21 protein-coding genes, 1 tRNA gene, 1 other RNA gene and 1 pseudogene are annotated in these 25,801 nt (G+C 56.2%); 17 read left to right on the plus strand and 7 right to left on the minus strand.

All coding sequences use genetic code 11. The features are described 5' to 3' along the window. Positions 1-23 precede the first annotated feature (23 nt). Together JR346_RS09165 and JR346_RS09170 are read right to left on the minus strand one after the other, a co-directional pair. Positions 24-1,445 carry an amino acid permease gene (locus JR346_RS09165; protein WP_205482316.1) on the minus strand — a complete coding sequence of 474 codons (1,422 nt, stop codon included), beginning with the start codon at positions 1,443-1,445 and terminating at the stop codon, positions 24-26. A 116-nt stretch (positions 1,446-1,561) separates the two neighbouring features. Next, a complete protein-coding gene (locus JR346_RS09170; protein ID WP_205482317.1) occupies positions 1,562-2,245 on the minus strand; it encodes a queuosine precursor transporter in 684 nt (227 codons plus the stop codon). A 212-nt stretch (positions 2,246-2,457) separates the two neighbouring features. On the opposite strand from JR346_RS09170, the gene JR346_RS09175 reads away from it, so the two are divergent. Beyond that, a complete protein-coding gene (locus JR346_RS09175; protein WP_205482318.1) occupies positions 2,458-3,120 on the plus strand; it encodes a TetR/AcrR family transcriptional regulator in 663 nt (220 codons plus the stop codon). A gap of 39 nt (positions 3,121-3,159) precedes the next feature. Here the strand turns inward: JR346_RS09175 and JR346_RS09180 are convergent, their stop codons facing one another. Then, on the minus strand, positions 3,160-3,453 hold the full coding sequence (locus JR346_RS09180; RefSeq protein WP_204878238.1) for an AzlD domain-containing protein: 294 nt from the start codon (positions 3,451-3,453) through the stop codon (positions 3,160-3,162). A gap of 38 nt (positions 3,454-3,491) precedes the next feature. Here JR346_RS09180 and JR346_RS09185 point away from each other — a divergent pair, with 38 nt between their 5' ends. The 4 genes and pseudogenes from JR346_RS09185 to pnuC (JR346_RS10530) all read left to right on the plus strand — a co-directional run bounded on the left by JR346_RS09185 (position 3,492) and on the right by pnuC (JR346_RS10530) (position 4,257). Further along, positions 3,492-3,638 carry a hypothetical protein gene (locus JR346_RS09185; protein ID WP_205482319.1) on the plus strand — a complete coding sequence of 49 codons (147 nt, stop codon included), beginning with the start codon at positions 3,492-3,494 and terminating at the stop codon, positions 3,636-3,638. A 14-nt stretch (positions 3,639-3,652) separates the two neighbouring features. Further along, positions 3,653-3,841, plus strand: a complete 189-nt coding sequence (pnuC, locus tag JR346_RS10660; protein WP_370592606.1) for a nicotinamide riboside transporter PnuC — start codon at positions 3,653-3,655, stop codon at positions 3,839-3,841. Beyond that, positions 3,840-4,025 (plus strand): annotated as a pseudogene (locus tag JR346_RS10525) (nicotinamide mononucleotide transporter); the annotation flags it as partial. The gene pnuC (JR346_RS10660) and the pseudogene JR346_RS10525, both read left to right, overlap by 2 nt. After that, the gene (gene pnuC, locus JR346_RS10530) at positions 4,006-4,257 is read left to right on the plus strand and encodes a nicotinamide riboside transporter PnuC (RefSeq protein ID WP_205482322.1); all 252 of its coding nucleotides are present in this window, start codon (positions 4,006-4,008) and stop codon (positions 4,255-4,257) included. The pseudogene JR346_RS10525 and the gene pnuC (JR346_RS10530), both read left to right, overlap by 20 nt. 146 nt (positions 4,258-4,403) lie before the next feature. Here the strand turns inward: pnuC (JR346_RS10530) and JR346_RS09205 are convergent. Continuing rightward, positions 4,404-4,491, minus strand: a tRNA-Ser gene (locus JR346_RS09205). Positions 4,492-4,679: 188 nt separating this feature from the next. Here JR346_RS09205 and ffs point away from each other — a divergent pair. The 4 genes from ffs (at position 4,680) to JR346_RS09225 (ending at position 9,480) form a co-directional block, all read left to right on the plus strand. Then, an RNA gene (gene ffs, locus JR346_RS09210) (signal recognition particle sRNA small type) lies at positions 4,680-4,776 on the plus strand. A gap of 180 nt (positions 4,777-4,956) precedes the next feature. Then, the gene (locus JR346_RS09215; protein WP_205482323.1) at positions 4,957-8,103 is read left to right on the plus strand and encodes a DNA polymerase III subunit gamma and tau; all 3,147 of its coding nucleotides are present in this window, start codon (positions 4,957-4,959) and stop codon (positions 8,101-8,103) included. Between the two features lie 81 nt (positions 8,104-8,184). Further along, entirely contained in the window at positions 8,185-9,264 is a 1,080-nt protein-coding gene (gene recR, locus JR346_RS09220) for a recombination mediator RecR (RefSeq protein ID WP_204878166.1), read from the plus strand. Between the two features lie 57 nt (positions 9,265-9,321). Further along, positions 9,322-9,480, plus strand: a complete 159-nt coding sequence (locus tag JR346_RS09225; RefSeq protein ID WP_205482324.1) for a hypothetical protein — start codon at positions 9,322-9,324, stop codon at positions 9,478-9,480. Positions 9,481-9,589: 109 nt separating this feature from the next. Here JR346_RS09225 and JR346_RS09230 read toward each other — a convergent pair whose 3' ends face one another. Further along, a complete protein-coding gene (locus JR346_RS09230) occupies positions 9,590-10,081 on the minus strand; it encodes a DUF2087 domain-containing protein (RefSeq protein WP_240333938.1) in 492 nt (163 codons plus the stop codon). A 399-nt stretch (positions 10,082-10,480) separates the two neighbouring features. Here JR346_RS09230 and JR346_RS09235 point away from each other — a divergent pair, with 399 nt between their 5' ends. From JR346_RS09235 to JR346_RS09245, 3 genes are all read left to right on the plus strand, one after another. Continuing rightward, positions 10,481-11,779 (plus strand): aspartate kinase, encoded by a 1,299-nt coding sequence (locus JR346_RS09235; RefSeq protein ID WP_204878163.1) that lies wholly within the window; start codon positions 10,481-10,483, stop codon positions 11,777-11,779. 573 nt (positions 11,780-12,352) lie between these two features. Further along, positions 12,353-13,315, plus strand: coding sequence for a 3-methyladenine DNA glycosylase (locus JR346_RS09240; protein WP_205482326.1), 963 nt, complete (start codon positions 12,353-12,355; stop codon positions 13,313-13,315). After that, positions 13,308-13,532 (plus strand): hypothetical protein, encoded by a 225-nt coding sequence (locus JR346_RS09245; protein ID WP_204878161.1) that lies wholly within the window; start codon positions 13,308-13,310, stop codon positions 13,530-13,532. Before JR346_RS09240 ends, JR346_RS09245 begins: the two co-directional genes overlap by 8 nt. A gap of 69 nt (positions 13,533-13,601) precedes the next feature. Here JR346_RS09245 and JR346_RS09250 read toward each other — a convergent pair whose 3' ends face one another. Both JR346_RS09250 and JR346_RS09255 read right to left on the minus strand, forming a co-directional pair. Continuing rightward, positions 13,602-16,427: an S-layer homology domain-containing protein gene (locus JR346_RS09250; protein WP_205482327.1), complete on the minus strand. Its 2,826-nt coding sequence runs from the start codon at positions 16,425-16,427 to the stop codon at positions 13,602-13,604. Between the two features lie 188 nt (positions 16,428-16,615). Continuing rightward, a complete protein-coding gene (locus JR346_RS09255; protein WP_205482328.1) occupies positions 16,616-16,840 on the minus strand; it encodes a DUF4126 domain-containing protein in 225 nt (74 codons plus the stop codon). 201 nt (positions 16,841-17,041) lie between these two features. Between JR346_RS09255 and purS the strand changes: the two genes are divergently transcribed. The 5 genes from purS to JR346_RS09280 all read left to right on the plus strand — a co-directional run bounded on the left by purS (position 17,042) and on the right by JR346_RS09280 (position 25,748). Beyond that, positions 17,042-17,293, plus strand: coding sequence for a phosphoribosylformylglycinamidine synthase subunit PurS (gene purS / locus JR346_RS09260; protein ID WP_204878158.1), 252 nt, complete (start codon positions 17,042-17,044; stop codon positions 17,291-17,293). Positions 17,294-17,296: 3 nt separating this feature from the next. Then, on the plus strand, positions 17,297-18,109 hold the full coding sequence (gene purQ, locus JR346_RS09265) for a phosphoribosylformylglycinamidine synthase subunit PurQ (RefSeq protein WP_205482329.1): 813 nt from the start codon (positions 17,297-17,299) through the stop codon (positions 18,107-18,109). 29 nt (positions 18,110-18,138) lie between these two features. After that, on the plus strand, positions 18,139-20,460 hold the full coding sequence (gene purL / locus JR346_RS09270) for a phosphoribosylformylglycinamidine synthase subunit PurL (protein ID WP_205482330.1): 2,322 nt from the start codon (positions 18,139-18,141) through the stop codon (positions 20,458-20,460). Between the two features lie 298 nt (positions 20,461-20,758). Next, positions 20,759-23,215: an HAD-IC family P-type ATPase gene (locus JR346_RS09275; protein ID WP_205482331.1), complete on the plus strand. Its 2,457-nt coding sequence runs from the start codon at positions 20,759-20,761 to the stop codon at positions 23,213-23,215. Positions 23,216-23,654: 439 nt separating this feature from the next. Further along, complete coding sequence (locus tag JR346_RS09280) at positions 23,655-25,748, plus strand: glucose PTS transporter subunit IIA (protein ID WP_205482332.1); 2,094 nt, start codon at positions 23,655-23,657, stop codon at positions 25,746-25,748. Positions 25,749-25,801 lie beyond the last annotated feature (53 nt).

Raw genomic sequence — 25,801 nt, forward strand, 5'->3', positions numbered from 1 at the left:
GTGCCAACCCCGCCTATTAAACCCTAGTGGGTGTCGTTAGCGTAAGTGCTTGCTTCTTCGAAGGCGCTCTCGTCGAGGTGATGGCGAGAGCGTACTGCGGCGAAGTAGACCACGGTGATGAGGGCAAAGAATCCAATACCGACTACGGCGGGAATTGCCATGTTGCGGGTGAAGAACATCGCAACAACGGTTGCCAGTACGCCGATGAGGGCAACGGCTGCGGACGCGCGTCCTCCCAGAACACGGAAGGGTGAGCTGTTGCCTTCTACAGCTTTGAAGCGCATGTAGGAAAGCAGGATCATGCTCCAGACCACCAGCACGCAGATGGTGACCAGTGACATCATCATGACGAAGATGTTGGCGACGTCGGTGATTGCCATGATGACGGCAACTACTGAACCCAGCATAGAAAGCGCCAGCGCAAGCACGGGAATACCGTTAGCGCTAGTTTTGGCAATGGCGCGAGGTGCCATACCGTCACCAGCAAGCGCATGCATCTGGCGGGTTGCCGCGTAGAGGGCTGCGTTGGCGCCTGAAAGTGCCGCAGTGAGAATCACGAAGTTGGTGATGCCTGCGATGTAGGGAACGTTCAGGGCTGAGAAGACGGTGACGAAGGGTGAGGTTTCGATCTCGCCTTGCAGGTTGGCTGCGTCGCGCCAGGGCATCATGGCAACAATGATGAAGATTGCCAGCACGTAGAAGGTTGCTAGGCGGTACATCATTGCTTTGAGTGATGAGCTGACGGAGCGTACCGGGTCTTTTGCTTCTGCTGCTGAGATAGAAATCAGCTCTACGCCGCCGAAAGAGAACATGACGATTGCCAGGGACATCCAGATGGAGGAAAGCCCGTTGGGTATGAAGCCGCCGTCGTTGGTGAGGTTATCTAGACCGGTTGCCGGGGTGTTGGGCAGACCAAAAAAGAGCAGAATCAAACCGAAGATAATAAAGACGATAACGGCGGTGACTTTGATGGAGGAGAGGAAGAACTCCATGGTGCCAAAGGACTTCACAGAGGTCAGGTTCAAGCCAACAATGATCGCGCCGGAAACAACAACCCAGAGCCAGAGGGGAATTTCGGGATACCAGTAACCCATGTACTTTCCAACAGCAACCAGTTCAGCACCGGTGAGCGGCACCATGGTGGTCCAGTACGCCCAGCGGGTCAGAAAGCCCGCGTAGGGGCCGAGGTAGCGTCCAGCAACCGTGCCGAAGCCTCCCTTGACGGGATAACGTACAGCCATTTCACCAGCGCAACCGGCAATGATGGCGGCAAGCACAGAACCTACTGCGTAGCTGATGATAACGGCAGGCCCCGCGATGGCAATGGCGCCACCCGAGCCCAAGAACAGACCCGTTCCAACTGCTAGACCCAGGGCGATCATCGTCATTTGCCCGTGTGAAAGCGACCGGGAGAGCCCGTTGGCCGCTACCTTCTGAGAAGACATAGATAAACCTTTATTTCTTCAGGTAAAAAGTGTGGGGTGTTTGCTAACAACGGCTAAGCATTGCCAGCAGTACAGGCAATTATGCGCCTTTAGCACCCAAAAATCACTTTGTCATCTTAGTAAGTGGTATAGGCGGCAGTTTCTTTTTTCTTGAACCACTGGATCAGCGGGTAGGTGATGGGCACGAGAACTACTTCAACCAGGCACTTGTAGGCGTACCCGACCAGCAGGTAGTTGAAGAACTGCGGCAGGGTTTCAATGCCCAAGATGGGGGCTGCAATAGAGCAGAAAATGAGAGTATCAGCTAGCTGACCGACCAGGGTTGAACCCACGAGGCGGGCGACCAAGAAGCGTCCGGCGGTGCGCTTTTTCAGTGCCACCATGACCCAGGAGTTGAGCAGCTGCCCCACCAGGTAGCCAAGCAAAGAACCGGCAACAATCAACGGCACGGGGCCGAGCACGGTTTCTAGAGCGGTCTGGTTTTCGTAAAAGTCAGCGCTGGGCAGTTTGATGGTGATCCAGAAGGTGAGCGCCGCAAAAGCTGCTGCGGAGAAAGACGCGAAGATGACGCGCCGAGCCTTGGCAAATCCATAGACCTCAGCGATGATATCGCCAACAATGTAGGCGAGCGGGTAGAGAAAGAAACCGCCGTCGGTGAGGATCGGACCAAACGCTACGCCTTTGGTGGCGGCGATATTTGAGATGACCAAAATCACCGCTGATGCGGCGAGCAAGAGGTCGAAATAGGTGCGGGGTGGACGCGCGGTGCCGGGCAGGGTGGTGTCAGGTGAGCCAGTCATAGAGGTTTTCCTTGAAAGATGCTTGGGCACTCCCTGCGTTTAGGGAGCACCTACTACAGAGAGTGTGTACGTTGTTGCCCGTCTGCCACCCGAGCAGGTTTTATTGTAGCGGGTAAGCGCGGGTAAGACTGAAAGCTGACTGTTCGCTGTGAAACTTTGACCGCGCGCTCTGAGCGGAAAAATTTACTGACAAGTTACGGTAAAGTGTCGTCATGCCCAAAATTTCAGCAGCTTCAAACGCAGCCCAGCGCGAGAATACCCAGCGCGCCATTCTTGACTCTTTCGGTCAGCTTCTTTATTCGCACGGTCTACCCGGTCTGACGATGACGGACGTTGCTAAAAATGCGGGCATCGGCAGAACTGCTGTCTACAATTACTTTGCTGATATGGGTGAGCTACTGGTTGCCTACGCTCTCAATGAGACCGAACGTTTTCTCATTGAACTGCGCGAAAACCTTGAGGGCATTGATAACCCCATTGACAAGCTGGCGGTTTATATTCGCCTTTCGATTGAAGATATGGGTCGCCGCCATATGCCTCCAGGCCCCGCGATGCGCTCGGTGCTCTCCCCCGAATCTTTTGCCAAGCTCGGCAAGCATGTACGTGAGCTACAAATGGTACTGGCGAACATTCTCAGCGAGGCTATTGATCAGCACTATATTCCCGCCAATGACATTCAAGAGATGGCGCTTTTAGTACACGGTTCACTGGGGTCTAGCGCTGACCGCGCCGAAGACGCAGAAGACGTTGCCGAGCGTGAGCGCCACATTGCCTCGTCCATTCGTTTTATTCAGATGGGATTGGGGGCCCGTTTTGATGCCGAGGGGCATCCTGTGGCTTTACCCTTAGAAAAGGATGCCTTGGTTGCGGCGTAGGGGCGTAACTGACTGCACAACGGGGAACGGCAGATGGCGTTAGCCGAAGGTGAGCGCTCCGTAGAGCAGAACCCCGGTTACCAAGGCGATGAGTACGTTTTTGCGCCACAGGTATAAGCCGATAGTTGCTACCAGGGCAGCCGCCAGAGCCAGTGTGTTGCGGGTTTCGGTGAAGTTGCCGTGCTGAATGGAGTAGGCAACGAGAATCACCATGATTCCGCCGGGTAGCATTTTGCCGATGGCGAGCACGTAGGGGTTGGCGGCAACTGCGCGCATGCCCATCATGGGTACGAACCGCAGTCCGAAGGTGACGACAGCCGCTACCGCAATCAGAAAGCCCTGCCATAGCGAAAAGGGAAAGTGCTCTCTCTTTGGGGCAGCGCGCCTACGCTGACCTGTTCACCGCTTATGCCTCTTTTGAGAAAGTCTTTTACCCTGCGCTGATTGGTTTGCAGGTGGCGATGAGTGTGCTCGCCCCCCAAGGGTGGATGGGCGCGATTATCGCTTCAGCGGCGTGATTTGTGTGGCGCTGGTGGGTAAGGGGTCTATCTCTAACTATTTCTTCAGTCTTGTTCAGAACGTTTTCTATTTTTATTTGGCATTGCAGGCGGTCTTCTTTGGTGAAGTGATGTTTGAGTTCTTCTACGTGATTACTCAGTTCTGGGGTTTATATACCTGGCGTAAGAATATGACTAAAGAACCAGAGGGGGGACGAAGCTAAGGAGGTTCGCGCCCGCCGCGTCTTTGTGGCTGACTGGGCAGGTATTTTAGCGGTTTTGGTGGCTGGTAGCTGGGGTTACGGCATCCTGCTGACGAACATTGGTTCTAACCAGCCCTACATTGACTCTTTCACCACCGTGATTGCGGTGATTGCCCCAGTTGCTCATGGTCTACCGCTTCCGTGAGCGGTGGCTGTTGTGGATCGTGCTGAACATCGCGCAGATTATTCTGTGGCTAACCAGTGACACTGACGGAGCTATGAACATTGTGGTCATATACTGCGCCTTTATTTTGAACTCCCTCTGCGGCTGGCACAACTGGACCAGACTCTCCAAGGTATCCGAAGTCCGTAGGGCAGGGCTGGCGGATGCGTCCATCGCAGACAGCGCGGACGCGGCTGCGAGTCGCAGGGCGTAAGTTTTGCGCACCCCTGTTGCAGATACCCACTGCGCGTTTGCACCAGGGTTTTTCGCGTGTTGCAAGAATTGTTGTAAGAGCGCTCTTTGAGGGCAAAACAAAACCCCGTTCATCTCAGTCTGACTGAGATGAACGGGGTTCATTGTTGGCGGAGGATAGGGGATTTGAACCCCTGAGGGCGTGAACCCAACACGCGTTCCAGGCGTGCGCCATAGGCCGCTAGGCGAATCCTCCAAGTGCTTACTCTCACCGACCAAAGCCAGCAAAAAGTGAACAGGTACGAGCTTACCCTAAAACACCACCCCGTGGCAACGTGAGACCCCGCCCCAGTTTGCACCGCCTCAATCTCGCGTCCGCACACAACGTAGCAGGCACCATGAGAGCGCATTTGCCTCCACCTTGAGCTGTGGGGTAGACTCTTACCTAGCCTCTCATGTGGCGTCATCTTGGAAAACTCCCCCAGGGCCGGAAGGCAGCAAGGGTATCTGGGCTCTGACGGGTGCGTGAGAGGTCTTTTATTTTTAAGCACCCCTCATCACCGCTGTACACGCAAATGGGTGTAGGCGCAGCACTTTCGGCGTACCAGAACGCGGTCAGAGGCGGATGAGTCCCTAAAATGTCAGTCAACATCGTTAGACTTGTAGAAGCCACCCCTTTCGCCGGGTGTACAATCTCGTTAGAAACTTTGAGGGGTTAGTTGTGAGCACCGCTTTGTACCGTCGGTATCGACCCGAAACTTTTGCCGATGTCATCGGTCAAGAGCACGTCACTACCCCACTCATTACTGCCCTTGAGAAGAACCGCGTTAACCACGCCTACCTCTTCTCAGGCCCGCGCGGTTGCGGTAAAACCACCAGCGCCCGTATTCTCGCGCGCTGCCTTAACTGCGCCGAAGGCCCCACACCCGCCCCCTGCGGTGTATGTGATTCCTGCCGCGAACTCTCCCGCGACGGCGGCGGCTCTCTTGATGTGATTGAGATGGACGCCGCCTCCCACGGCGGTGTTGACCACGCCCGCGATCTGCGCGAGCGTGCGTCCTTCGCTCCGGTGCGTGACCGCTACAAAATCTTCATTATTGACGAGGCGCACATGGTCACCCGTGAGGGCTTCAACGCACTGCTGAAAATCGTTGAAGAGCCCCCGGCGCACATTAAGTTTATTTTTGCGACCACCGAGCCGAACAAGGTGCTGGGCACTATTCGTTCACGTACCCATCACTACCCCTTCCGTCTTGTACCACCCGAGACTCTGACTGCTTACCTGGGTCAGCTTGCCCAAGAAGAGGGCGTGCAGATTCCCGAGGGCGTACTACCGCTGGTGGTACGTGCCGGTGGTGGTTCGGTGCGCGATTCGCTCTCAATTCTTGACCAGTTGATTGCCGGCGCAACCGATGAAGGCGTCACCTACGATCTAGCGGTCGCACTGCTGGGCTTCACCCACGGTGAGCTGCTCGATACCGTTGTGGGTGCTTTCGCGGCGCAGAACGCTGGCGATGTTTTCGCCTCGGTTGACCGCGTCATTCAAACCGGGCAAGATCCGCGTCGTTTCATTGAAGACCTCTTGGAGCGTCTGCGCGACCTAATTATTGTCAAAGCTGTTCCGGACGCCGCCCAGCAGGTTCTGCACGGTATGTCAGCAGATCAGATTGAGCGACTCAAAGACCAGGCGCAGCAGCTGACCGGCGCTGAACTGTCGCGAGCTGCTGACCTGACGAACGAATCACTCAACGCCATGAGCGGTGCCACCAACCCCCAGCTTCACCTTGAACTGTTGTGCGCGCGCATCATGCTCTCCCCCGCCCAGACCGGTGGGGCACCTGCTGCTCCCGCAGCGGCTGGTGCTAGCGGCGGTAGGGCTAACGTTGGTGACCCTGTGGGTTCCGGGCGCGCCGCTGTACAAGCAGCCCTCAATGCCTCACGTCAGAAATCAGCTGCACCCGAACAGGGTAGGCAGCCGTCCCATGACCGGCCCCAGCAACCCGCATCGAAAGGTCAGGGTGTTCATCAGAGCCCAGCACCCATCCATGCTCCTTCACCCCAGCAGCCTCAGTCATCAAACGGCGCAGGACCGCTCGCAGGTTTCCAGAGCAGCCAGCAACAGGCACAGAGCCAGGCTCGGCACCCTCAGCAAGTCCAGCCTCCGCGTCCTGCGTCCCAGAACCCTGCCCAACAAGATGGTGCTCAGGCATACGCCCAGCAGGGTCAGAATGTTCATGCCGGTGACAACGTAGTCAATATGGTCGCGCATTCCTGGAACGAGATTATTAAGCTGGTTCCCAGCCCCGTCGCGCAGAACTTCTTTGCCCAGTGTGTACCCTCAAAATTTGAGAACAATCAGCTTTTCATTCGTGCCACCATGCCGGTGCTCCGCCGGGTCAAAGACCACATTGGGGAACTCGAACAAGCTATCTATCGAGTCGTGCAGTTGCAGACCAAGGTGCGCGGTGAGGTTGATAGGGGCGAGCAGACGCAGGGCTCTAGTACACCTGCAGAGACTCCTCGCAGCGTCCCGTCGCATGCCGGGCAGAACGCACCGCAGCAGGGTCAAAAGCGCCCGCCGTTAGCTACCGCCCAGCAAGCACCTCAGGGCAACCAGCAGAACACCGCACAGCGTCCTGAAATTCCCGTAGCAGAGGGGCCCCGCGGTGGTGAACAGGCGTGGGCGGCGCACGGTCAGCCTCGCTCGCAAGCAGAACCTCAGTGGAGCCAGGACGACTGGAACAACCCCGTTACCAGCTGGGACGTCGTAGCTGTACCCCAGGGAGATGAGAATCCCGCCATAGCACCCAGCGCACCCCTTGAAGCTGCATCAGAGACAGCGCCTAAATCACCGGCTACCGATTCTGACCAAGGCACCGCACCAGACGCTACCCCGATGCACGAGAGCTCTACCGAAGAGTCCTCGTCAGCCAGCGCTCCCAACGGGCAAAAGTACGCCCCCCAGCCCACGGTGGCGTCCCCTGCCGTACCCGAACAGTCAGAAGAAGCAGCCGAACAAACCGCCGAACAGCTCGGTGAGAGCGAAGACGAGGTCATGGAGGATTCCCACCCCGCCGCCGCTGAACCCGTAGAACCCGAGGGTAAGCCGGTAGCCGATGGCACCACAGCCACCGATACCCCTGCGCAACCCAATGAGAACGCCCACAATGAAGTGCAGGAGCAGCCTGCCGCTGGTGGTTTCCCAAAAGTCCCTGAGCAGCAGGCAGCCCACCCCGCAGCGGAGCAGCCTACCGCCGAACAGCCCTCTACTGAGCGCCCACCCCAGCAGGCGCGACCCATCGCTGAGGAATACAGCGACTACGAGGGGGGTTACTTCGATGCCCCCGTTGACGAGCCCGAATACATTGCTGGCGCTGGTTACGTCAACAATACTCAGCCCACCCCAGTAGCCACCAGGCAGACCCCCGTAGCCGAGCACTCACGTCCTGAAACTGCGGACGCGGACGCGCCCGCCGGGCCGCTTGCTGGTGGGGCAGATTCGCTTGCTGCTGGACCGTTAGGTGGTAGGTCGCAGGGGGCGGATCCGTTAGCGTCCGGACAGGCTGCTCCCCAAAACTCAGATGCGTCCGCACCGGGCACCGGTGTACCCAGTACCCCAGATGGTTCCCCCTCCCCGAGTGCCCCCGCCAAGAAGCTCTCCTTTCGAGAACGCCACGCAGCGCAATTTGAGGCGGGCAAGCAGGCAGTAGCGCAAAGCAACGAACCGCAGCCACAGGTTGAGGATCCAGCTGAGTTTGTTCCTTCAGATGAAGATACCGCTCTTGAAGAGACGGTACTGATGGGTCAGAAAGCTATCGAGCAGATTCTTGGCGGCAGGGTGGTTGAAGAAACCAGTAACTTCTCTTAGAAACACAGCCCGCCTGGCAGCTAACAGGTACTGACCCGGCACGTTTTGCGTGCCTACTTATAGATGTGTGAAAAGGTGAGCATGTACGAAGGTGCAGTCCAGAATCTTATTGACGAGCTTGGGCGGTTGCCCGGTGTTGGCCCGAAGTCAGCGCAGCGTATCGCATTTTATATTTTGAATGCTGACCCGGCTGAGATGGCGAAGCTTTCTGGTGCGATTACGCAGGTGAAGCAGACGGTGAGTTTCTGCGAGATTTGCGGCAACGTGTCTGAGACGAAGCAGTGCGCTATTTGCCGTGATGACCGGCGCGATCCGGCGGCTTTGTGCGTGGTCGAAGAGTCGAAGGATGTTCTTGCGGTGGAGCGCACCCGCTCATTCACGGGACGCTACCATGTGCTGGGTGGGGCGATTAACCCGCTGGCTGGTGTGGGCCCTGAGCAGTTGCGTATTCGTGAGCTGGTGGCGCGTCTTTCTGATGAGCGTATTCAAGAGATTATCTTGGCGATGGACCCCAACCTTGAGGGCGAGGCGACCGCGACCTACCTCTCACGGATGCTTTCACCCATCGGTATTCGCGTTTCACGGCTGGCGTCCGGTCTGCCCGTAGGTGGCGATTTGGAGTACGCCGACGAGATTACTTTGGGGCGAGCTTTGGAGGGGCGCCGCATTATTTCTGAGGGTACCCGCTTTGAAACCAAGAACGCTGCCGAGGAGTTTGAGCAAGCAGTTGAGCAAGAAAATGCCGAGGTTGAAGCCCGCCAAGAGGCAGAACCTGTTCTTGAGCGCCCCCGCTGGAGCGGCTCGATGTTTGACGATATTGAGGACGCACCTGCCTCAGACCGCGCCGCAGTGGAGTCTGAGCAGGGCAATCTCAATGAGGTTCTGCTAGAGAACCATGTGCAGGCAGCTACCGAGGGCAGCCAGGCAGAAGATGAGCAGGAGCGTCCTGAAGTTCCCGGTGACTTGGAAGAAACGCAGCAGGCAGAACGACGCGCCGCAGCCGCTTTCGACGCCGAGCAAGCGCAGGCTAACGCCGAGCGAACCCAGCGTCAGGCGGAGTACGAGCGTCAGCTCACCGAGCTAAAAAAGACGCCCCTGCGCACTGCGGCACCGCAAATTCCGCCGATTCCCGGCAAAAAGTACGTGAACCCCTGGGAGTAAGTTTCTCCCACCAAGCAACCAACAGTAGACTGATAATCACCCACTCAAAGGAGAATCATGAAGAAGAAACTGATCATACTGGCATTCCGTATTATCCCCGCGTCCCTAGCATTCCAGATAGCTCTCTTTATCATCAAGAACAAGACTGCGCGCAATCTCGTCAAGAAGCTGTTCGGCCGTAAGATTACCCGTTTCATCCCCTTTATCGGTCGCTAAATCATCGCTTAAGAGCGGGCAAGGCCTTCGGGCAGTGGGCTTTCAGCACCACGCCCGAAGGTTTTTGTTTTTAGTCAACTAGCGACACCGTGCTTGCCGGTCGTTTAGCCTACCCCGCGTCTAGGTTGAAGTGCCCCGCATCCCCCTTAAGGTAGGCAGGTAGCCAGATCGCCTCCCACTCGGGGGCTTCAGCATGAAGCACCGTCTCCCATCGGTCGGGGGCGATGTCGGCTAGCCAGTATGTTCCGGTCTTGTCGCGTTTGAGGTAGCCATAGTCCACCAGCTCGCGGCGCAGATAGGCAAAGTCCGACCAAAAAGCGGAGAGAATCTCGTTGACCTGTTTTTCGGTGTAGGTGCGCCCCGGTTCAAAATAGTTGACCAGGTACAACAAAACGTGCGCCCGCGCCTTACGTTTAGCGGGAAAAGCCGTCAGCGCCGCGTCCTTGAAAAAACGGGAAACCACGGTACGGTGCTCGGCCTCGGCAACCTGAACCTGCCGGGTGCGCTCTTTAAGAAGCTGCGCGCGGGCAGCGGTGTAGTTAAGCCCGCTTTCAGCCATATGCTGGCGAACAAGAGTCTTGAAGCTGCGTGAAGAAGTCACGGATAACCTACCTTTGCGCATCCCAGCTCTGCGTTTTTAGGCACGGTTAACGCGCGTCCATCAGTGAAAAAGAAGTATCGCCGAAAGATTCTCTCTCCTTCGCGTGTACCCCACCGCGCTGGGTAGGTGAGGACGCTGGGCACCGGCTGTGTGCCTGCAAGTCAGTGTATCAGTATAGCGAACGTTGTCTTTACACCCGAGCGTTGCGGTTTTTGCCTACGATGTGGGCGGCAGACCAACGCCCACCATGTGAAACAGCACCGTCCCGCCGCGCACAGCCGTCATACCGCGTCATAAAGTAGTATTTGTTATCAAATGTGGCGGGCTAACCGTAACCGCATACGATGTAAACAGCCGGAAAACTAGCCGGTGCCACAACCTTTTTTACTGGAGATATCGATGAGCCTGATCGTCCAAAAGTTCGGTGGGTCTTCTGTTGCTGATGCTGATGGCATCAAGCGCGTAGCCCGTCGCATTGTGGACACCCAGCAGGCAGGCAATGATGTTGTAGTGGTTGTCTCCGCCATGGGCGATACCACTGACGAGCTGCTTGATCTTGCTGCGGAAGCCACCAATTCTGTGCCCGGCCCTTCCCGCGAACTAGATATGCTGCTGACGGCCGGTGAGCGTATTTCTATGGCGGTGCTTTCTATGACTGTGAACTCCCTGGGCGCTAAAGCTCAGTCATTCACCGGTTCGCAGGCTGGCATGATTACGGACGGCGTACACGGCTCCGCGCGTTTGGTTGAGGTAAACCCCGAGCGTATTCAGCGTTCTGTTGAAGAGGGCAACATCGCTATCGTCGCCGGGTTTCAGGGCATGAACCGTCAGACCGGTGATATCACCACTTTGGGGCGCGGCGGTTCAGATACCACCGCTGTAGCGCTGGCTGCTGCGATGAACGCTGACGTGTGCGAAATTTACTCCGATGTTGACGGTGTCTTCAGCGCTGACCCGCGCATTGTGCCTTCAGCCCGTAAACTAGATACTGTTACCAGTGAAGAGATGCTTGAGATGGCTGCCAACGGTGCGAAAATTTTGCATCTGCGCAGCGTTGAGTACGCGCGTCGATTCAATTTGAAGTTGCATGTGCGTTCGTCGTTCTCGCAGCTTGAGGGAACCATTGTGCTCCCCGATAACCCCGAAGAATTTGAGTTCGAGAACTTAAAGGAGATCCCCTTGGAGCAGCCCTTGATTTCTGGTGTTGCGCACGATCGCACCCAAGCGAAGGTCACCGTTATTGGTGTGCCCGATGTGCCCGGTTCTGCCGCGAAGGTGTTTGGTCTACTGAGCGAGGCAGATGTAAACCTCGACATGATTGTGCAGAACGTTTCAACTGATCGTCCCGATGTCACCGATATTTCTTTCACTCTCGACCAGGCGCAAGGTGGTAAGGCTGTTGAGGTGCTGACCAACCGCAAGGCTGAGCTGGGTTTTGAGGAGATTCAGTACAACGATTCCATTGGCAAGCTGTCTCTGGTGGGTGCCGGCATGAAGGCAAACCCCGGTGTTTCCTTCAAATTCTTTGATGCGCTGCGCGAGGCAGGTGTGAACGTTGAGATGATTTCTACCTCTGAGATTCGCATTTCAGTGATTACTGATATTGACAAGCTGGACGAGGCTGTTCGCGCTGTTCACTCTGCTTTCAATTTGGACGCCGAGGGTCAGGCTACTGTTTACGGTGGTACCGGCCGCTAAAGCCTAGTTTTTGTAGAGGTGCCCGCGCTCTTTCACGACTGTGAGAGAGCACGGGCGCTTTGTGTTTGTGGGGTGTATAAGGTTCTCCCCATTGTTAGTTGCCTTTCCTGCAAATAAACTGTTGAGATAACCATGCAATCAGTATGAGTTGCCTCAACGCATCCGATGTCTATTTTTGGGCTGTGCGAACTTTCGACAGGAGTCGCTACAGGGGAGCTGGTGATTCGTCATGATTAAATTCCTTGCATCACGGAGGAGGCTAAGGTTTCTCCTTTTTCTGTGCGTCCTTTGCTATCTAGCAACGGGGATCAGCGCCTTGATTACCCACACTTACGCAGATGCCTATATGGGGGCGGGCTTCCTTACGCTGCAATTCTTTGTGCTAAGCCTTGCCTTCACTATTTGCCTCATCTCGTGGCTTTTATTATTTGTCGAAGCAACCGATCGAAACGTTGAGGGATGTTCAGAAGTTTGGCAGCGGGCTGAGGTTCTTGAGGGAAAACACACCCCTTTCATGTCGTGGGCGTCTTATCGCAGAGCAGTGAACTCACGAGCCAGACTAAACTTGTACCCATGACTTCTTCTACTTTCACCGTTTTACCCCGCAAGGATTGGGAAAAGCTGGCTGCCGCTCACGAGAAGCGCGCCAGCCGCTACGCTAATCCTTACGTTGAGCGGCGTAATCGTGGGTTGAAGCATCCGGTAGAGGACTTTCTTTTCACTTATTACACGCTCAAACCTGCCCAGCTCAAGCGCTGGCATCCGGGTGCGGGTGTAGTTCTTTTGGACGCGCCAGAGTACGCGAGCCAGAAGTTTTACCGGACACTTTCGGCACCTGAGTTAGAACAGTTAGGTCTTGATACCGACAGGGCGCATAGACTCGCTAGCCACAACAGCGCGGTCACCGTTGATATTCACGCTTTCTTAGAAAAGCGCGGCACTGCTGTTGATTTCACGCGCGAGATTCTGGGCAATACCGCGGCTAAGCCCGGCTATTTTGGTTGCTTTGGTATGCACGAGTGGGCAATGGCGTATAAGTCTGTTGAGAACAATATTCGCCACGACTACCTTGATTTGCGTCTGGGAGCAGAGGGCACAGATGCTGTGGTTGAAAGCCACAAGATTCGCTGTTCTCATTTTGATGCTTTCCGGTTTTTTATGCCGCAAGCGACCCCTATGAACGAGTTGCAACCTACCCGCGAGACCCAGCGCGTCCTTGAGCAGCCTGCTTGTTTGCACGCCAATATGGATGTCTACAAGTGGGCGTACAAACTTCTGCCCTTGGTCTCATCAGAGTTGCTCATGGATGCTTTCGAACTTGCTTGGCAGGTGCGAGAACTTGATATGAAAGCAGCCCCTTACGATCTTGTTGATTGGGGTTATGAGCCGGTTAAGGTTGAAACCGCCGAAGGTAAAGCAGAGTATGTAAAGATTCAGCGTCAGTTTGCGCTGCGTTCAGTTCAGATTCGTAACCGCCTCTTACAGGTGGTTGTTGATTACCCCACTTCACTCAATTTTCAGGAGAATTATGTCTGATTCCATGACTATTGCAGAGACCGCCGTGTACTTGGGCGTCAATGAATTCAGCGTAATGAGTTGGTTCGGTGAGGACGCGCTGGCCCAGGACGAGTCGGCACCGGGCATCCGCTTCACCCGCGCGTCTGTGGAGGCACTCAAAGAAGCACTGTATGAGAGAACCAGCGCCTCTGCCGGGCTGTTGCGAGATTTTCACGCCCATCAGTCTGGTCATTAAAAAGCTGCTGCACCTCGGTGATGAGGTGCAGCAGTTTTTATATCAGCGCTGTGAAAGTTCTAAGAACTCTTACATGGTCTCGTAGCGGTAAATGAACGCTGCCATTGCCGCACGCTGGATGGAGGAGTCGGGGCGGAAGGTGCCATCAGCCCAGCCCTTTGCGATGTTCTGCTGGAAGAACCAGCTGATTTCGCGGTAGAACATGTTGCTGTCCTTGACGTCGGTGAAAGGCGGAACGTAGTCAGCTGCTACTGCGGGTTCTCCTGCATAACGGTAGAAGAAGGCTGCAATTGCTGCGCGTTCGGTTGAGGCATCGGGGCGGAAGGTGCCATCTGACCAGCCGGTGGTGATGCCCTGGGCTGCCATCCACTCAATCTCTTTGTAGAAGAGGTGGGTGGTGGGTACGTCCTTGAAGGTGGGGGTTGCCGGGGCTTCGAACTCGGGTGAGTCTGCCATGCGGTAGAAGAAGGCTGCCATCGCACCGCGTTCAATTGACTCGGTGGGGCGGAAGGTGCCATCTGACCAGCCGGTGGTGATGCCCTGGGCTGCGAGCCATTCAATTTCGTTAAAGAAGGGGTAATCTTCTGGAACGTCAATGAATCGGGGTTCGCGAGGCTCCTGGGCGAGGTTGATGCGCTCCCCCGCAAATTCAACGGTCTGGGTGGTACCTGAAATCTGCGGTGAGACTTCAAAGACTGCTACCGGGTCAATGTAGCCGCGGGCGATGTCTTCAGCAGTGACAGTGTGTACCGCGGTGGTGCAGTCGTAGGATGCCTGTGCGCCCAGGTTGCGGTAACGGCAGTTGGGTGCGCTATTGGGCAGGAATCCAGCGTCGAAGTTACCGGCGGTGGGCACCACGGTTACTGCGTAGTCGTTGGGGTTAGTGACCTTGAAGCTGTAGGCGATCTTGTCACCTTCTGCGTAGGTTTCCTGAGCCGGTGAGCTCATGGTGCCGGTGACGGTCAGTTCAGGGGCGACGGGGGTCAGGTAAACACGTTCGCCCTTGTGCTCAACGGTAGTGGTGCGGCTAGCATCGGTACGAGAAGTGACGGTGAAGACCATCAGCGGTTCGAAGTAGCCACGAGCGATATCTTCTTCAGTAACGGTGTGTGAGGCAGTCTTGCACTCGTACATCGCGTCAACTGCGAGGTTGCTGTAGCGGCAGTTGGGCGCGATGGGCGGGAAGAAGCCCTGCTCAAAGTTGCCCGCGCTGGGTACGACGCTGACAGATTCATTCGAGGTGTTAGCAACGGTGATGTTGTAGTTAATCTTGTCGCCCACCTTGTAGGGGGTGGTGGTCAAATCGCGCGACTGCGGACCGGTTCCTGACACAGTAACGCCAAAGACGTAAGCTGCGGGGACTTTCACCTGGAAAGTACCGCGGGACTGCTTGCCTGTGGTGCTGGTGAAGACAGCGTCCATGCTAGCGTTGCGTGCTTCCTCGCTGGCGGTCAGTTCTACGTTCACGGTGCGGGTTTCACCGGCAGGGATCGCCTCAACAGTGACTTCGTTGGCGGTGAAGCCCTTGGAATCGTGAATGGTGACCTTGCCGCTGAGAGGGGTGTCTTCTTGGTTGGTGATGGTAACGGGAACGCTGGTGGTTTCGCCCGCTACTGCCTTAGTTTCATCAACGCTCACTGGCGCGCAAACGTAGTTCAGCCAGGCTTCATCGAAGGAGCCAAAGCGCATGTCATTCTTGTAGCTCGCCTCGTAGAAAACACCGAAGGTGCCGTCTGAGAGGGCGGTTGCGGTGGAGTAAGCGCCGAAGCCGTCCTTGAACTGGCGGACGCTCGGCCAGGTTTCGCCGTCATCACACGAAACGCGAGCGCTCAGGTTAACGCGGGCGCTATTAGCGTTGTTGTTGGAGTTGGTGAATATCAGCTTCTTCGCATCAGCTGAGCCTTCGGGTGCGTCCGGGAACATGCGGGTGATTGAAGCGTTGTTCTTGGGGTCAGGCAGCGCGGTGTCAATTACGGTTTCGCCCCAGGTCTCACCGCTGTCATTGCTGATGATAACCTTGCGGTAGCCGGAGCCGTCAAAGTCGCGGGAGTTGAGCATGATGCGTCCGTCAGACAGCTCAACAATCTTGTTTTCGTCCATGCCGATGCCTGCGAAGCCACCGCGCTTCCAGGTGACACCGTGGTCATCGGAGTAGACGGTGTAGGCGCGGGTCTTTTCGCTACCATCGGGCATTTTGACCATGCCGGTAAACTGTTGCATGAGGCGACCCTTGTGCTCACCGTACTTGAGCTGAATACCCTCACCGGAGGTAGCGAAGGTTGAGCGGATATCACCCACTGCGGGCGCGCCTTCACCGTTGCCGGGCTTGACGATAGAGGTGATGTCGCGGGGCTCTGACCAGGTAACGCCCTGATCTGATGATTCAACCACAACCGCTGCCATGACGTTGGGGTTCTTACTAATGTCATTACCGTACTGGCTACCCCAGAAGCCCTGGTTCTTGCAGTACACGAAGAAGGCAAAAACCTTACCGCTTTCATGGTCTACAACGAATGAGGGGTCTGAGTAACCGTACTTCTGGGTGCCATCAGTACCGAGGTTGCCCTTGGCGATGAAGGTTGTTTCGCCCCAGGTCTGACCGTTATCAATGGAGCGACGCATGACGATGGAGTTGGGGTTGGGAGCATCTGCTGCGTTTGTCGGACGCCCGTCCCAGGCGGCAAGTACTACACCGTTACCGAGGTCTGCCAGCGCAGGAATTCGGTAGTTTGAAGAATCGCCGATCAGTTTTTCGGCGATGTTCTGCTCGGTGTATGTTCCGGGGTCGCCTGTGGCGGGGAGGATGGGGGCGGGTGTTGCCCCTGCAATACCTACACCGGTAAATAAGATGGTTGCGGCGAAAGGAAGAGCGGCAAACTTTCTGACATTTTTCACGAGTACGCACCTTTGCGACATGAGGGGTAAATACATATGGGCTGGACGTAACAAGACGTCCTACCTCCCAAGATAACGTAGTTCACATCACTTTCCCAGACCTCGGCAGATATTTCGCTCACCCTTTAAACAATAGGTATGGAAGGGAGCAGACCGCCCAGTCTGCCTCCCACCTCTTGTATGGAAGTCTAGAGAATTGTCACCGCGTCCCGGTATTTTCTGCGGCGCTTAAACTTTCTGATCTTCATGCCAACGAAGACGGCGGTGGCAACCAGAGCGATGAGGGCGATCAGCGGCAGGAAGATAGCAGCCAGCGAAAGGGCGATAGCACCGGCATCCTCACCGGTTGAGACCACGGGGACAGCGAACCCAGCGGACGCCGCGTTGAGCAGGGGGCGTAAGCAAAGGCACATACGCATTCAGCCCAGCCGAAGCAGCAAGTCCCGTTCCTGTCAGAAACTCCATGGTTTTATAGTACGCGATAGGAGCACAAGCACCCTTTGTACACCCACCCGCGAACCGCCCGGCACATATGGTTACCACCCCTAGCTTTTAAGTTAAGATGTAACTGGTCAATTGTTACCTTATTACGCACATCTAGGAGTGCCCACACTATGGCCCGTATTGTTGTTGACGTTATGCTCAAGCCCGAGATTCTTGACCCCCAAGGTAAGGCTATTGCTAACGAACTGCCCCGCATTGGTCTGAAGAATTTCACTGATGTTCGTCAGGGTAAGCGTTTTGAACTCACCGTTGAGGGTGAGGTAACTGAAGAGCTGTTGGCGCAGGCTCGTGAAGCTGCTACCGAGTTGCTGTCTAACCCCGTTATCGAGGACGTCGTCAACGTTGAAGCGCTGGAGGACTAAGTAATGGCTGAGTCTTTGGCTCCTACCGAAGTTCCCTTGGTGGGCGATTTTTCTACCGCACCGACCAATAGCGCGCTGGCTGATGTGCGCGTGGGTGTTATTACCTTCCCTGGCACTTTGGATGACCGCGACGCTGTGCGGGCGGTTACTCTTGCTGGTGGCACTGCCGTACCGCTGTGGTACAACGATACCGATTTGCAGAATGTAGATGCAGTTGTTGTGCCCGGCGGTTTTTCGTATGGTGATTACCTGCGTGCCGGTGCTATTGCGGCGAAGGCTCCGATGATGGAGAAGGTTGCTAAGGCTGCTTCTGCCTCTAGCACTTCTGGTTCATCGCCGCTGCCGGTGCTGGGTATTTGCAATGGTTTTCAGATTCTGACAGAGACCCACCTGTTGCCCGGTTCGATGATTAAGAACGATCACCGCAAGTTCATTTGCCGCGATCAGGTTCTTCGCATCGACAACAATGAGACTTTCTGGACTTCTGATTTTGAAAAAGGTCAGCAGATCGTTGTTCCGTTGAAGAATCAGGACGGTCAGTACGTTGCGGACGCGCACACCTTAGAGGCTCTTGAAGCTGAAGGACGCGTGGTGTTCCGCTACGTTGGTGTGAACCCCAACGGTTCTCGCAATGACATCGCCGGTATCACCAATGAGCGCGGCAACGTGGTTGGCTTGATGCCCCACCCCGAGCACGCAGTTGAGCCCGGTTTCGGCCCTGATTCTTCTGGTTTCGGTGATGTTGCCCTGCGCGGTGGCGCTGATGGTCTGGGTGTTTTCACTTCTGTTCTCAACCAGCTGGTTTCTGCCCGCTAAGCTCTAGTTTCAAGGAAATTTATACTCTTATGAGCGAAAAGCAGTTTAATCTGGATACCGTCGAGAATGCGGCGGCTACCCCCGACGCCGAGCTGCCTTGGGCTGAGCTCGGTCTCAAAGAAAACGAGTTTGAAGACGTCAAGAAGATTCTGGGACGTCGCCCCACTGCCGCTGAGTTGGCGATGTATTCGGTGATGTGGTCTGAGCATTGCTCCTACAAGTCATCGAAGGTTCACCTGAAACAGTTTGGCGCTAAGGTCACCGATGAGATGAAGAAAGATCTCATGGTAGGCATTGGTGAGAACGCCGGTGTGACCAACATTGGTAACGGTTGGGCTGTTACTTTCAAGATCGAGTCGCACAACCACCCCTCCTACGTTGAGCCCTACCAGGGTGCTGCAACCGGTGTTGGCGGTATTGTGCGTGACATTATTTCGATGGGTGCGCGCCCGGTTGCTGTCATGGATCCCCTGCGTTTCGGCGCCATCGACCACGAAGATACCGCGCGCGTCCTACCCGGCGTTGTCTCGGGTGTGGGCGGCTACGGCAATTCACTGGGTCTGCCCAATATCGGCGGCGAAGTTGAATTCGACGAGTGCTACCAGGCAAACCCCCTGGTTAACGCGCTGGCTGTTGGCATCATGCGTCACGAAGACATTCGCCTGGCAAACGCTTCTGGTGTTGGCAACAAGGTTGTTCTCTTCGGTGCCCGCACCGGTGGCGACGGCATCGGTGGCGCGTCCGTTCTGGCATCAGAGTCATTCGATGACACCAAGCCTTCTAAGCGTCCCGCTGTTCAGGTGGGCGACCCCTTCGCTGAGAAGGTACTGATTGAGTGCTGTCTGGAGCTCTTTAAGAACTCCATTGTTGAAGGTATTCAGGATCTCGGCGCTGCCGGTATCTCCTGTGCAACCTCCGAGTTGGCGTCCAACGGTGACGGCGGCATGCACGTCGATCTGACCAAGGTACTCTTGCGCGACCCCACCCTGACTCCCGGCGAGATTCTCATGTCAGAATCCCAGGAGCGCATGATGGCTGTTGTCACTCCCGAGAACCTCTCACGCTTTGAAGGCATCATGGAGAAGTGGGACGTCGAGTACTCCGTACTGGGCGAAGTCACCGGCTCGGGTCGCCTGACCATCGAGTGGGACGGCGAAATCATCGTCGACGTTGACCCCAAGACCGTTGCCCACGACGGCCCCACCTATGAGCGTCCTTACGCCCGCCCAAAGTGGCAGGACAAGCTGCAGGCGAACCACTTCACCGGTTCAGAGGCGGACGCGCAGCGCCCCACCTCGGGCGGTGCCCTGGGCAATGCTGTACTGGAACTCATGGCAGGGCCCAATCTCTGCTCAAAGTCATGGATTACCAACCAGTACGACCGCTACGTGCAGGGCAACACCGCTCTGGCAATGCCCGATGACTCCGGTGTCATTCGCGTGGATGAAGAGACCGGTTTGGGTGTTGCACTGGCAACCGACTCAAACCCCCGCTTCACCAAGCTCGATCCCTATGAGGGCGCACGCGCGTCCTTGGCTGAGGCGTACCGCAACGTAGCAACCGTTGGCGCACGCCCCGTTGCTGTGTCTGACTGCCTGAACTTCGGCTCCCCCGAGGATCCCGATGTGATGTGGCAGTTCGCTGAAGCTGTGCGCGGTTTGGCAGACGGTTGTATGGAACTGGGTGTTCCCGTTACCGGCGGTAACGTTTCTCTTTACAACCAGACCGGCGAGCGCGCCATCAACCCCACCCCCGTGGTGGCGATGATGGGCGTGATGGACGATGCCACCCGCCGTACCCCCTCAGGCTGGTCTGATACTGAAGACGGTCAGGCTATTTACCTGCTGGGCACTACCCGCGACGAGCTGGACGGTTCGGAATGGGCACGTTTGAAGGGTCACTTGGGCGGTCAGCCTCCCAAGGTTGATTTGGCGTTGGAACGCGCCTTGGGCGATATGCTGGTGAATATGTCACGCGATGGCATGATTGACGCTGCGCATGACGTTGCTGCTGGTGGTTTGGCTGCTACTTTGGTGGAGTCGTGCCTGCGTTTTGGCACCGGTGCCCGTATTGGTTTGGGGGAGGTCGCTCAGCGTGACGGTGTAGATATCTTCACTCTGCTCTTCTCAGAGTCTCTGGGACGTGTGGTTGTTTCTGTTCCTCGTTCTGAGGAAGTTCGTTTCAACGACATGTGTACCGCACGTAACTTCCCCACCGCTCGCATTGGTGTGGTTGATTCAGCATCAAATGCTTTGGAAGTTCAGGGCGAATTCTCTCTGAGCATCGAGCAGATGCGCGAAGCACATGAGGGCACCATGGCACGCTACTTCGGTGAGGTAGCGCAGGGCTAAGCCTCCCATCTCTTGCGAGAGGACACGTGTGCATCATAATCGGCATGATTTTGACGCACACGTGTCCTCTCGCGGTTGAGGGTTTGTTGCACCGGGGGCGTAGTGGTCTGCCGGCTAATCTCGTTCCTGGGAATGGTGACGGGCTACGGTGAGCGCCCTAAAATCTTCATAAGACACCCATTACCACGGATGCGAAACACGCAAGGACGCCTCCGGCAGGTAAACTGGGCAACATGTAGGCAGGTTCTACGCGGCAGTTGTAAAGACACTTTTCGTTCAAAGGCAGGGCGCACATTCGATGGTAGCTACACACCGGGCAACAGATACGGAACTCGCTACCACCGGGCTTTCTGGTGACCAGGTGCAAGAACTTACCCGCGAGGGTAAGACGAACACAGTTGATACCAGTACCTCGCGCCCTGTGAGCGCGATTGCGCGTACCCACCTCTTTACTCTTTTTAATCTTGTGCTGGGGCTGTGCGGTCTTGCCGTTATTCTCTTGGGCAGATGGCTCGATATGCTCTTTCTGCTTGCGGCGGTCACCAACGTGGTGGTGGGTTTCGTTCAGGAATACTCAGCGAAGAAGAAGCTGGACGCGATTGCCCTTTTGCGCCGCGACCCGGCAACGGTGGTGCGTGATGGGGCGGTTCAGCAGGTTGCTCTGAATGAGCTGGTGCTCCACGATGTTGTGGTGCTTAAGCGCGGGGATCAGGTGCCGGCGGATGCGCGCGTCCTCACCTCTGACGGGTTAGATCTTGATGAATCGATGTTGACCGGTGAGAATGACCCGGTAGCTAAGAAGCCTGGTGATACGGTGCTGTCTGCGTCCTCAGTGGTTCATGGTACCGGTAGGGTGCAGATTTTTGCGGTGGGCAGTGAGTCCCACGCTAACAAGCTAGCGCATGAGGCACGTCAGTTCTCGCAGATTAGCTCTGAGTTGCGTGCCGGTATGGAGCGCGTGGTCAAGTGGATTACGTTCGCGCTGATTCCCATTATTGCCATTGTGGTTAACGGTCAGATGGTTGCCGCCGGTGGCTGGCAGTATGCTCTTGATAGCGGTGCGTGGCAGGACGCCACCATTGTTGCTGTTTCGTCGATTGCCTCTATGATTCCGCAGGGGCTGGCGCTCATGACCACCATTTCTTTTGCGGTGGCGGCGGTGAAACTCGCCCAAGATGAGGTGCTCATTCAGGAGCAGCCTGCTGTTGAGGTACTCGCCCGCGTTGATGTGGTGTGCTTCGATAAGACAGGTACCCTGACCGAAGGTGGAGTAGGGTTCAATGACGCGGTGGAGCTCCCCGGCGCGCCCTCCGGCTGGCAGCGGGCGCTGGCGTGGTTTGGTGCTGATGAGAACGCTAACCCCACCGCTGCTGCGCTGGGTGAAGAGTTCACTGAGGTACCCGCGCAACCGGCAGTCGCGACCATCGCTTTCTCATCAGCCCAGCGCTTCTCAGCCGTTGAGTTTGAAACCGGTGCCTGGGTACTTGGCGCGCCCGAAGCTCTGTTGCCCGCTGACTCGCCTGAGCGCGTCCGCGCCGCTAAACTTGCCGCTTCAGGTTTACGCACCATGGTGCTCTCGCATGCCCCGTCCTTGCCGCGAGGAGCTGATGGCAAGGCGCTCACAGACAAGCCCGATGCTACCCCCGCGGTACTGATTACCTTCCGTGAGCAGGTACGCGCTGAGGCGCCTGAGACGCTGCGTTACTTCACCGAGCAGGGCATTGACCTCAAAGTTTTCTCTGGCGATAACCCGCAAACCGTTGTTGCTGCCGCGCGTATCGCAGGTATGGATGTTGAAAACGGTGCTATTGATGCCTCAACCCTGCCCGAAAGCGGCAAGGAGCTTGCTCAGGCAGCTTTGACCCACAATGTTTTTGGTAGGGTTTCCCCCGAGCAAAAGAAGAACATGGTGCTTGCCCTGCAGGAGGCTGGGCACACCGTGGCGATGACGGGCGATGGCATCAATGACGCCCTTGCCCTCAAACACGCCGATTTGGGTATTGCCATGGGTAATGCTGCCCCCGCGACTAAAGCCGTTTCACGCCTAATTCTCTTGGACGGACGCTTTGACCGTCTGCCATCTGTACTGGCTGAGGGGCGCAAGATTATTGCCAATATTGAGCGGGTCACCAACCTCTTCCTGACAAAAACCGGCTTCGCTATTGCCCTTGGTGTGCTGTTGGGTATTTTGTGCTGGAAGTTCCCGCTACTGCCCCGTCAGTACTCCACCGCTGACCTGTTGATTGTGGGCGGCCCGGCCTTCTTCCTCACTATGATGCACAATACTCGCCGCTATGTTCCGGGCTTCTTGCAGCGTGCCCTGCACTTTGCGATTCCCAGTGCCTTGATTGTTGCTCTCACCCTGGTTGCCGTGAATTTTGTAGGACGCGCCCTCTTTGCCGAGGGCGTAGCGTCCGGTCAGCAGTTGCAGACGGCAACACTGATTACCCTGGTCTTGTTGGGTCTGTGGAACCTCACCACCGCCGTCCGCCCCCTCGATGCTAAGCGCGCCGCCCTGGTTGCTGCCATGTACGCAGGTTTGGCGTTGGCGGTTTTGGTGCCCGCTTCGCAGTGGTACCACCAGTTTGAGTTCCCCGCCGGTCAGCTTCTAACCACCTGCCTGGTTGCCGGTGTGGTCGGTAGCGTGCTGATTGAAATCAACTACCGCTACCACAAGCGCTGGATGCACCAGCACCACCCCGAGGCTGTTGAAGCTGCCCGCGAGGCTAGGGTTCACGCGGGCGGACGCGCCTAGCCGCTACAGCGCGCTGGGTTCACCGCCAGCGCAAAGCACACAATCTTTAGTGCAAGCGCTGCAAAAAGATGGGCATATTGCTTTCTTTTTCTTGCCCTTTAAAAAGCAGTGGAGTAGAATCATCACACGAAACGTAATCGGTGGCTACACCGGTTGCACAGTATTCATCAGGATTGTTACTGGTTAGCAGGCAAGACCTGAGTTGCTTACATTTTCAAGAGGAAAGTAGCCAAACGCTACTGCGCTCTTGAAACTTTTCACCTGAAAGCTCAAGCCCTCCCTCGCGGTGTGGTTCGTAGTTTTTCTTAGGTGGTGTGCCTCCCTCATGGTGAGGGCATACTACAGGTGTGAAAAGTCGAACGTTAGCAACTCGGGTCTTTTTGTTTTCTGCAACAGTTTTGATGCGATTTTTTGTTACTTCTTACAAGGAGAAATCACGGTGAATAATACCGAGATGGGTAAGAGGATCCTCGAAGGTCTGGGAGGCCCCGAGAATATCTCTCACTTCACCCACTGCGCTACCCGTTTGCGCGTTACCCCCAAGTCCAAGGCAGCAATTGATGCCAAGGCGATTGAGAACACCCCCGGTGTTCTTTCCATCATTGAGCAGTCAGGTCAGACCCAGGTTGTTTTGGGCGACAAGGTTGAATCTGTTTACAACGAGATGCAGAAGCTACCCGGCATGAATCATGTAGGTGAAAGCGCCGCCGCTAACGATGCCAACGAAAAGAAGGCGTCCCCCTTGACCCGTGTCTTCGACGTTCTGTCAGATTCATTCCGCCCCGTGCTCTGGGCACTGCTGGGTACCTCAATGATCCTGACCCTGATCGTGTTCATGCAGCAGCTGGGCTTCTTTGGTCAGTACACCGACCTCACTGGCGAAAGCGTTAACATCGACATTGTGAATGGCCCGCGTCTTGCTGATGCTGACGCGGCAGCAGCGATGCTCAATGAGTGGCGAGCTGCCTTCCCCTTCTGGTTCATCATGCTGGCAGCCTCCCTGTCTGTTCTGCAGTTCATGCCCATCATGCTGGGTGCGACCGCGGCTAAGCGTCTCGGTGCCAACATGTGGGTTGGTGCAGCTATTCCCGCAGCTCTGATGACCGGCACTTTTCAGGGCTTTGCAGACATCGCTGTAGACGGCGTTGTCCGTGTTCCTTTCTTGGGTCTTGATCTGCCTCTCTACGTTATGAACTACACCGGTCAGATTTTCCCGCCCCTCTTCGCCGCAGCTCTGCTAGCGCCCCTGGAGCGCTTCTTAAAGAAGGTCATCCCCACCATGCTTCACATGGTTTTCGTGCCCATGATTTCTGTGATGATTCTGGTTCCCCTAACTGCCTTCCTCATTGGCCCCATCGGCATCAAGTTCGCGCTCGGTATCTCTGACTTCATTGGCGGCGTCAATGAAGTTGCTCCCTGGCTGGTAGGTGGCGTTATCGCCGGTCTCTACCTGTTTATGGTTCCCCTGGGTCTGCACTGGCCCCTGAACGCTGTCATGATTAACAACCTGCAGACCACGGGCACTGACTTCATCCAGTCCCCCATGGGCGCTTACAACTTCGCTGTTTTCGGTGTTGTTACCGGTGTTGCTATCGTGGCTCGCCGCAACAAGGAACTCCGCCAGACCGCCGTTGGTGCAGCCGCCTCCGGTCTGCTCGGTGGTATCTCTGAGCCCTCCCTATACGGCATTGTTCTGCGTTACAAGCGCGTCTTTCCCCTGATTCTGGTTCCCGCGATTATCGGTGGTGCTACCATCTCAGCTCTGGGTGTTAAGTCCTACGCTTTCGCCTTCACCTCTCTGATTTCTATTCCTGCTATGCAGCCCTGGTACCTCTACATGGTTGGTCTGGCTATCGCCTTCTTCGGCGCTATGGCAGGTGTACTGATTTTCGGCTACGAATCAAAGAGCCAGAAGACCGAGCCTGAGGCAGCAGCTGTTGGTGCCCCCGTAGTAGCAGGTAACGCCGCTGTTGTTGACCCCGTAGAGACCGGGGCCCCTGTAGCTACTCCCACTGAAACCGCAGCAGCTCACACCACTGCACACGGCACCGCATCCGCGCAGCCTGCAGCTGCCGGTGATATTATCACTCTGACCGCGCCTCTTGAAGGACGCGCGATTCCTCTGGCTGAGGTTCCCGACCCCATCTTCGCAGCAGCGAAGCTCGGTAAGGGTGTCGCCATTGATCCCAGCGGCAACACCGTAGTGGCTCCTGCTGATGGCAAGATCATCGCAACTCCCGCGTCAGGTCACGCTGTGGGCATCAAGCTGGATTCCGGTGTTGAACTGCTCATTCACGTGGGTATCGATACCGTGAACCTCGGTGGCGAAGGTTTCACCGTGAAGGTAGCTAAGGGTGAGCGCGTTGTTGCTGGCCAGGAGCTGATTGTTTTCGATCGCTCTGTAATCGAGAACGCTGGCTACCCGCTGGTTACCCCGGTTCTGGTGACTAACACTGTGAAGTTCGACGATGTTGAGGGTTCAACCGGTGCTGTCACCATCGGTGATCAGCTGCTGAAGATTACTACCAAGTAACTAGTAGCTTTTCCCGCACAAAATTGTGCAATTTTTGTTTGATTCTCCAAGAG

Source organism: Rothia sp. ZJ932 (assembly GCF_016924835.1).
Classification (GTDB): Bacteria; Actinomycetota; Actinomycetes; order Actinomycetales; family Micrococcaceae; genus Rothia.

What these genes read in the sequence shown, in the direction of transcription:
- JR346_RS09165 (WP_205482316.1), bottom strand. Translation starts at nt 1,445, where the DNA reads ATGTCTTCTCAGAAGGTAGCGGCCAACGGGCTCTCCCGGTCGCTTTCA.
- JR346_RS09170 (WP_205482317.1), bottom strand. Translation starts at nt 2,245, where the DNA reads ATGACTGGCTCACCTGACACCACCCTGCCCGGCACCGCGCGTCCACCC.
- JR346_RS09175 (WP_205482318.1), top strand. Translation starts at nt 2,458, where the DNA reads ATGCCCAAAATTTCAGCAGCTTCAAACGCAGCCCAGCGCGAGAATACC.
- pnuC (WP_205482322.1), top strand. Translation starts at nt 4,006, where the DNA reads ATGGTCTACCGCTTCCGTGAGCGGTGGCTGTTGTGGATCGTGCTGAAC.
- recR (WP_204878166.1), top strand. Translation starts at nt 8,185, where the DNA reads ATGTACGAAGGTGCAGTCCAGAATCTTATTGACGAGCTTGGGCGGTTG.
- JR346_RS09225 (WP_205482324.1), top strand. Translation starts at nt 9,322, where the DNA reads ATGAAGAAGAAACTGATCATACTGGCATTCCGTATTATCCCCGCGTCC.
- JR346_RS09235 (WP_204878163.1), top strand. Translation starts at nt 10,481, where the DNA reads ATGAGCCTGATCGTCCAAAAGTTCGGTGGGTCTTCTGTTGCTGATGCT.
- JR346_RS09240 (WP_205482326.1), top strand. Translation starts at nt 12,353, where the DNA reads ATGACTTCTTCTACTTTCACCGTTTTACCCCGCAAGGATTGGGAAAAG.
- JR346_RS09245 (WP_204878161.1), top strand. Translation starts at nt 13,308, where the DNA reads ATGTCTGATTCCATGACTATTGCAGAGACCGCCGTGTACTTGGGCGTC.
- JR346_RS09255 (WP_205482328.1), bottom strand. Translation starts at nt 16,840, where the DNA reads ATGTGCCTTTGCTTACGCCCCCTGCTCAACGCGGCGTCCGCTGGGTTC.
- purS (WP_204878158.1), top strand. Translation starts at nt 17,042, where the DNA reads ATGGCCCGTATTGTTGTTGACGTTATGCTCAAGCCCGAGATTCTTGAC.
- purQ (WP_205482329.1), top strand. Translation starts at nt 17,297, where the DNA reads ATGGCTGAGTCTTTGGCTCCTACCGAAGTTCCCTTGGTGGGCGATTTT.
- purL (WP_205482330.1), top strand. Translation starts at nt 18,139, where the DNA reads ATGAGCGAAAAGCAGTTTAATCTGGATACCGTCGAGAATGCGGCGGCT.
- JR346_RS09275 (WP_205482331.1), top strand. Translation starts at nt 20,759, where the DNA reads ATGGTAGCTACACACCGGGCAACAGATACGGAACTCGCTACCACCGGG.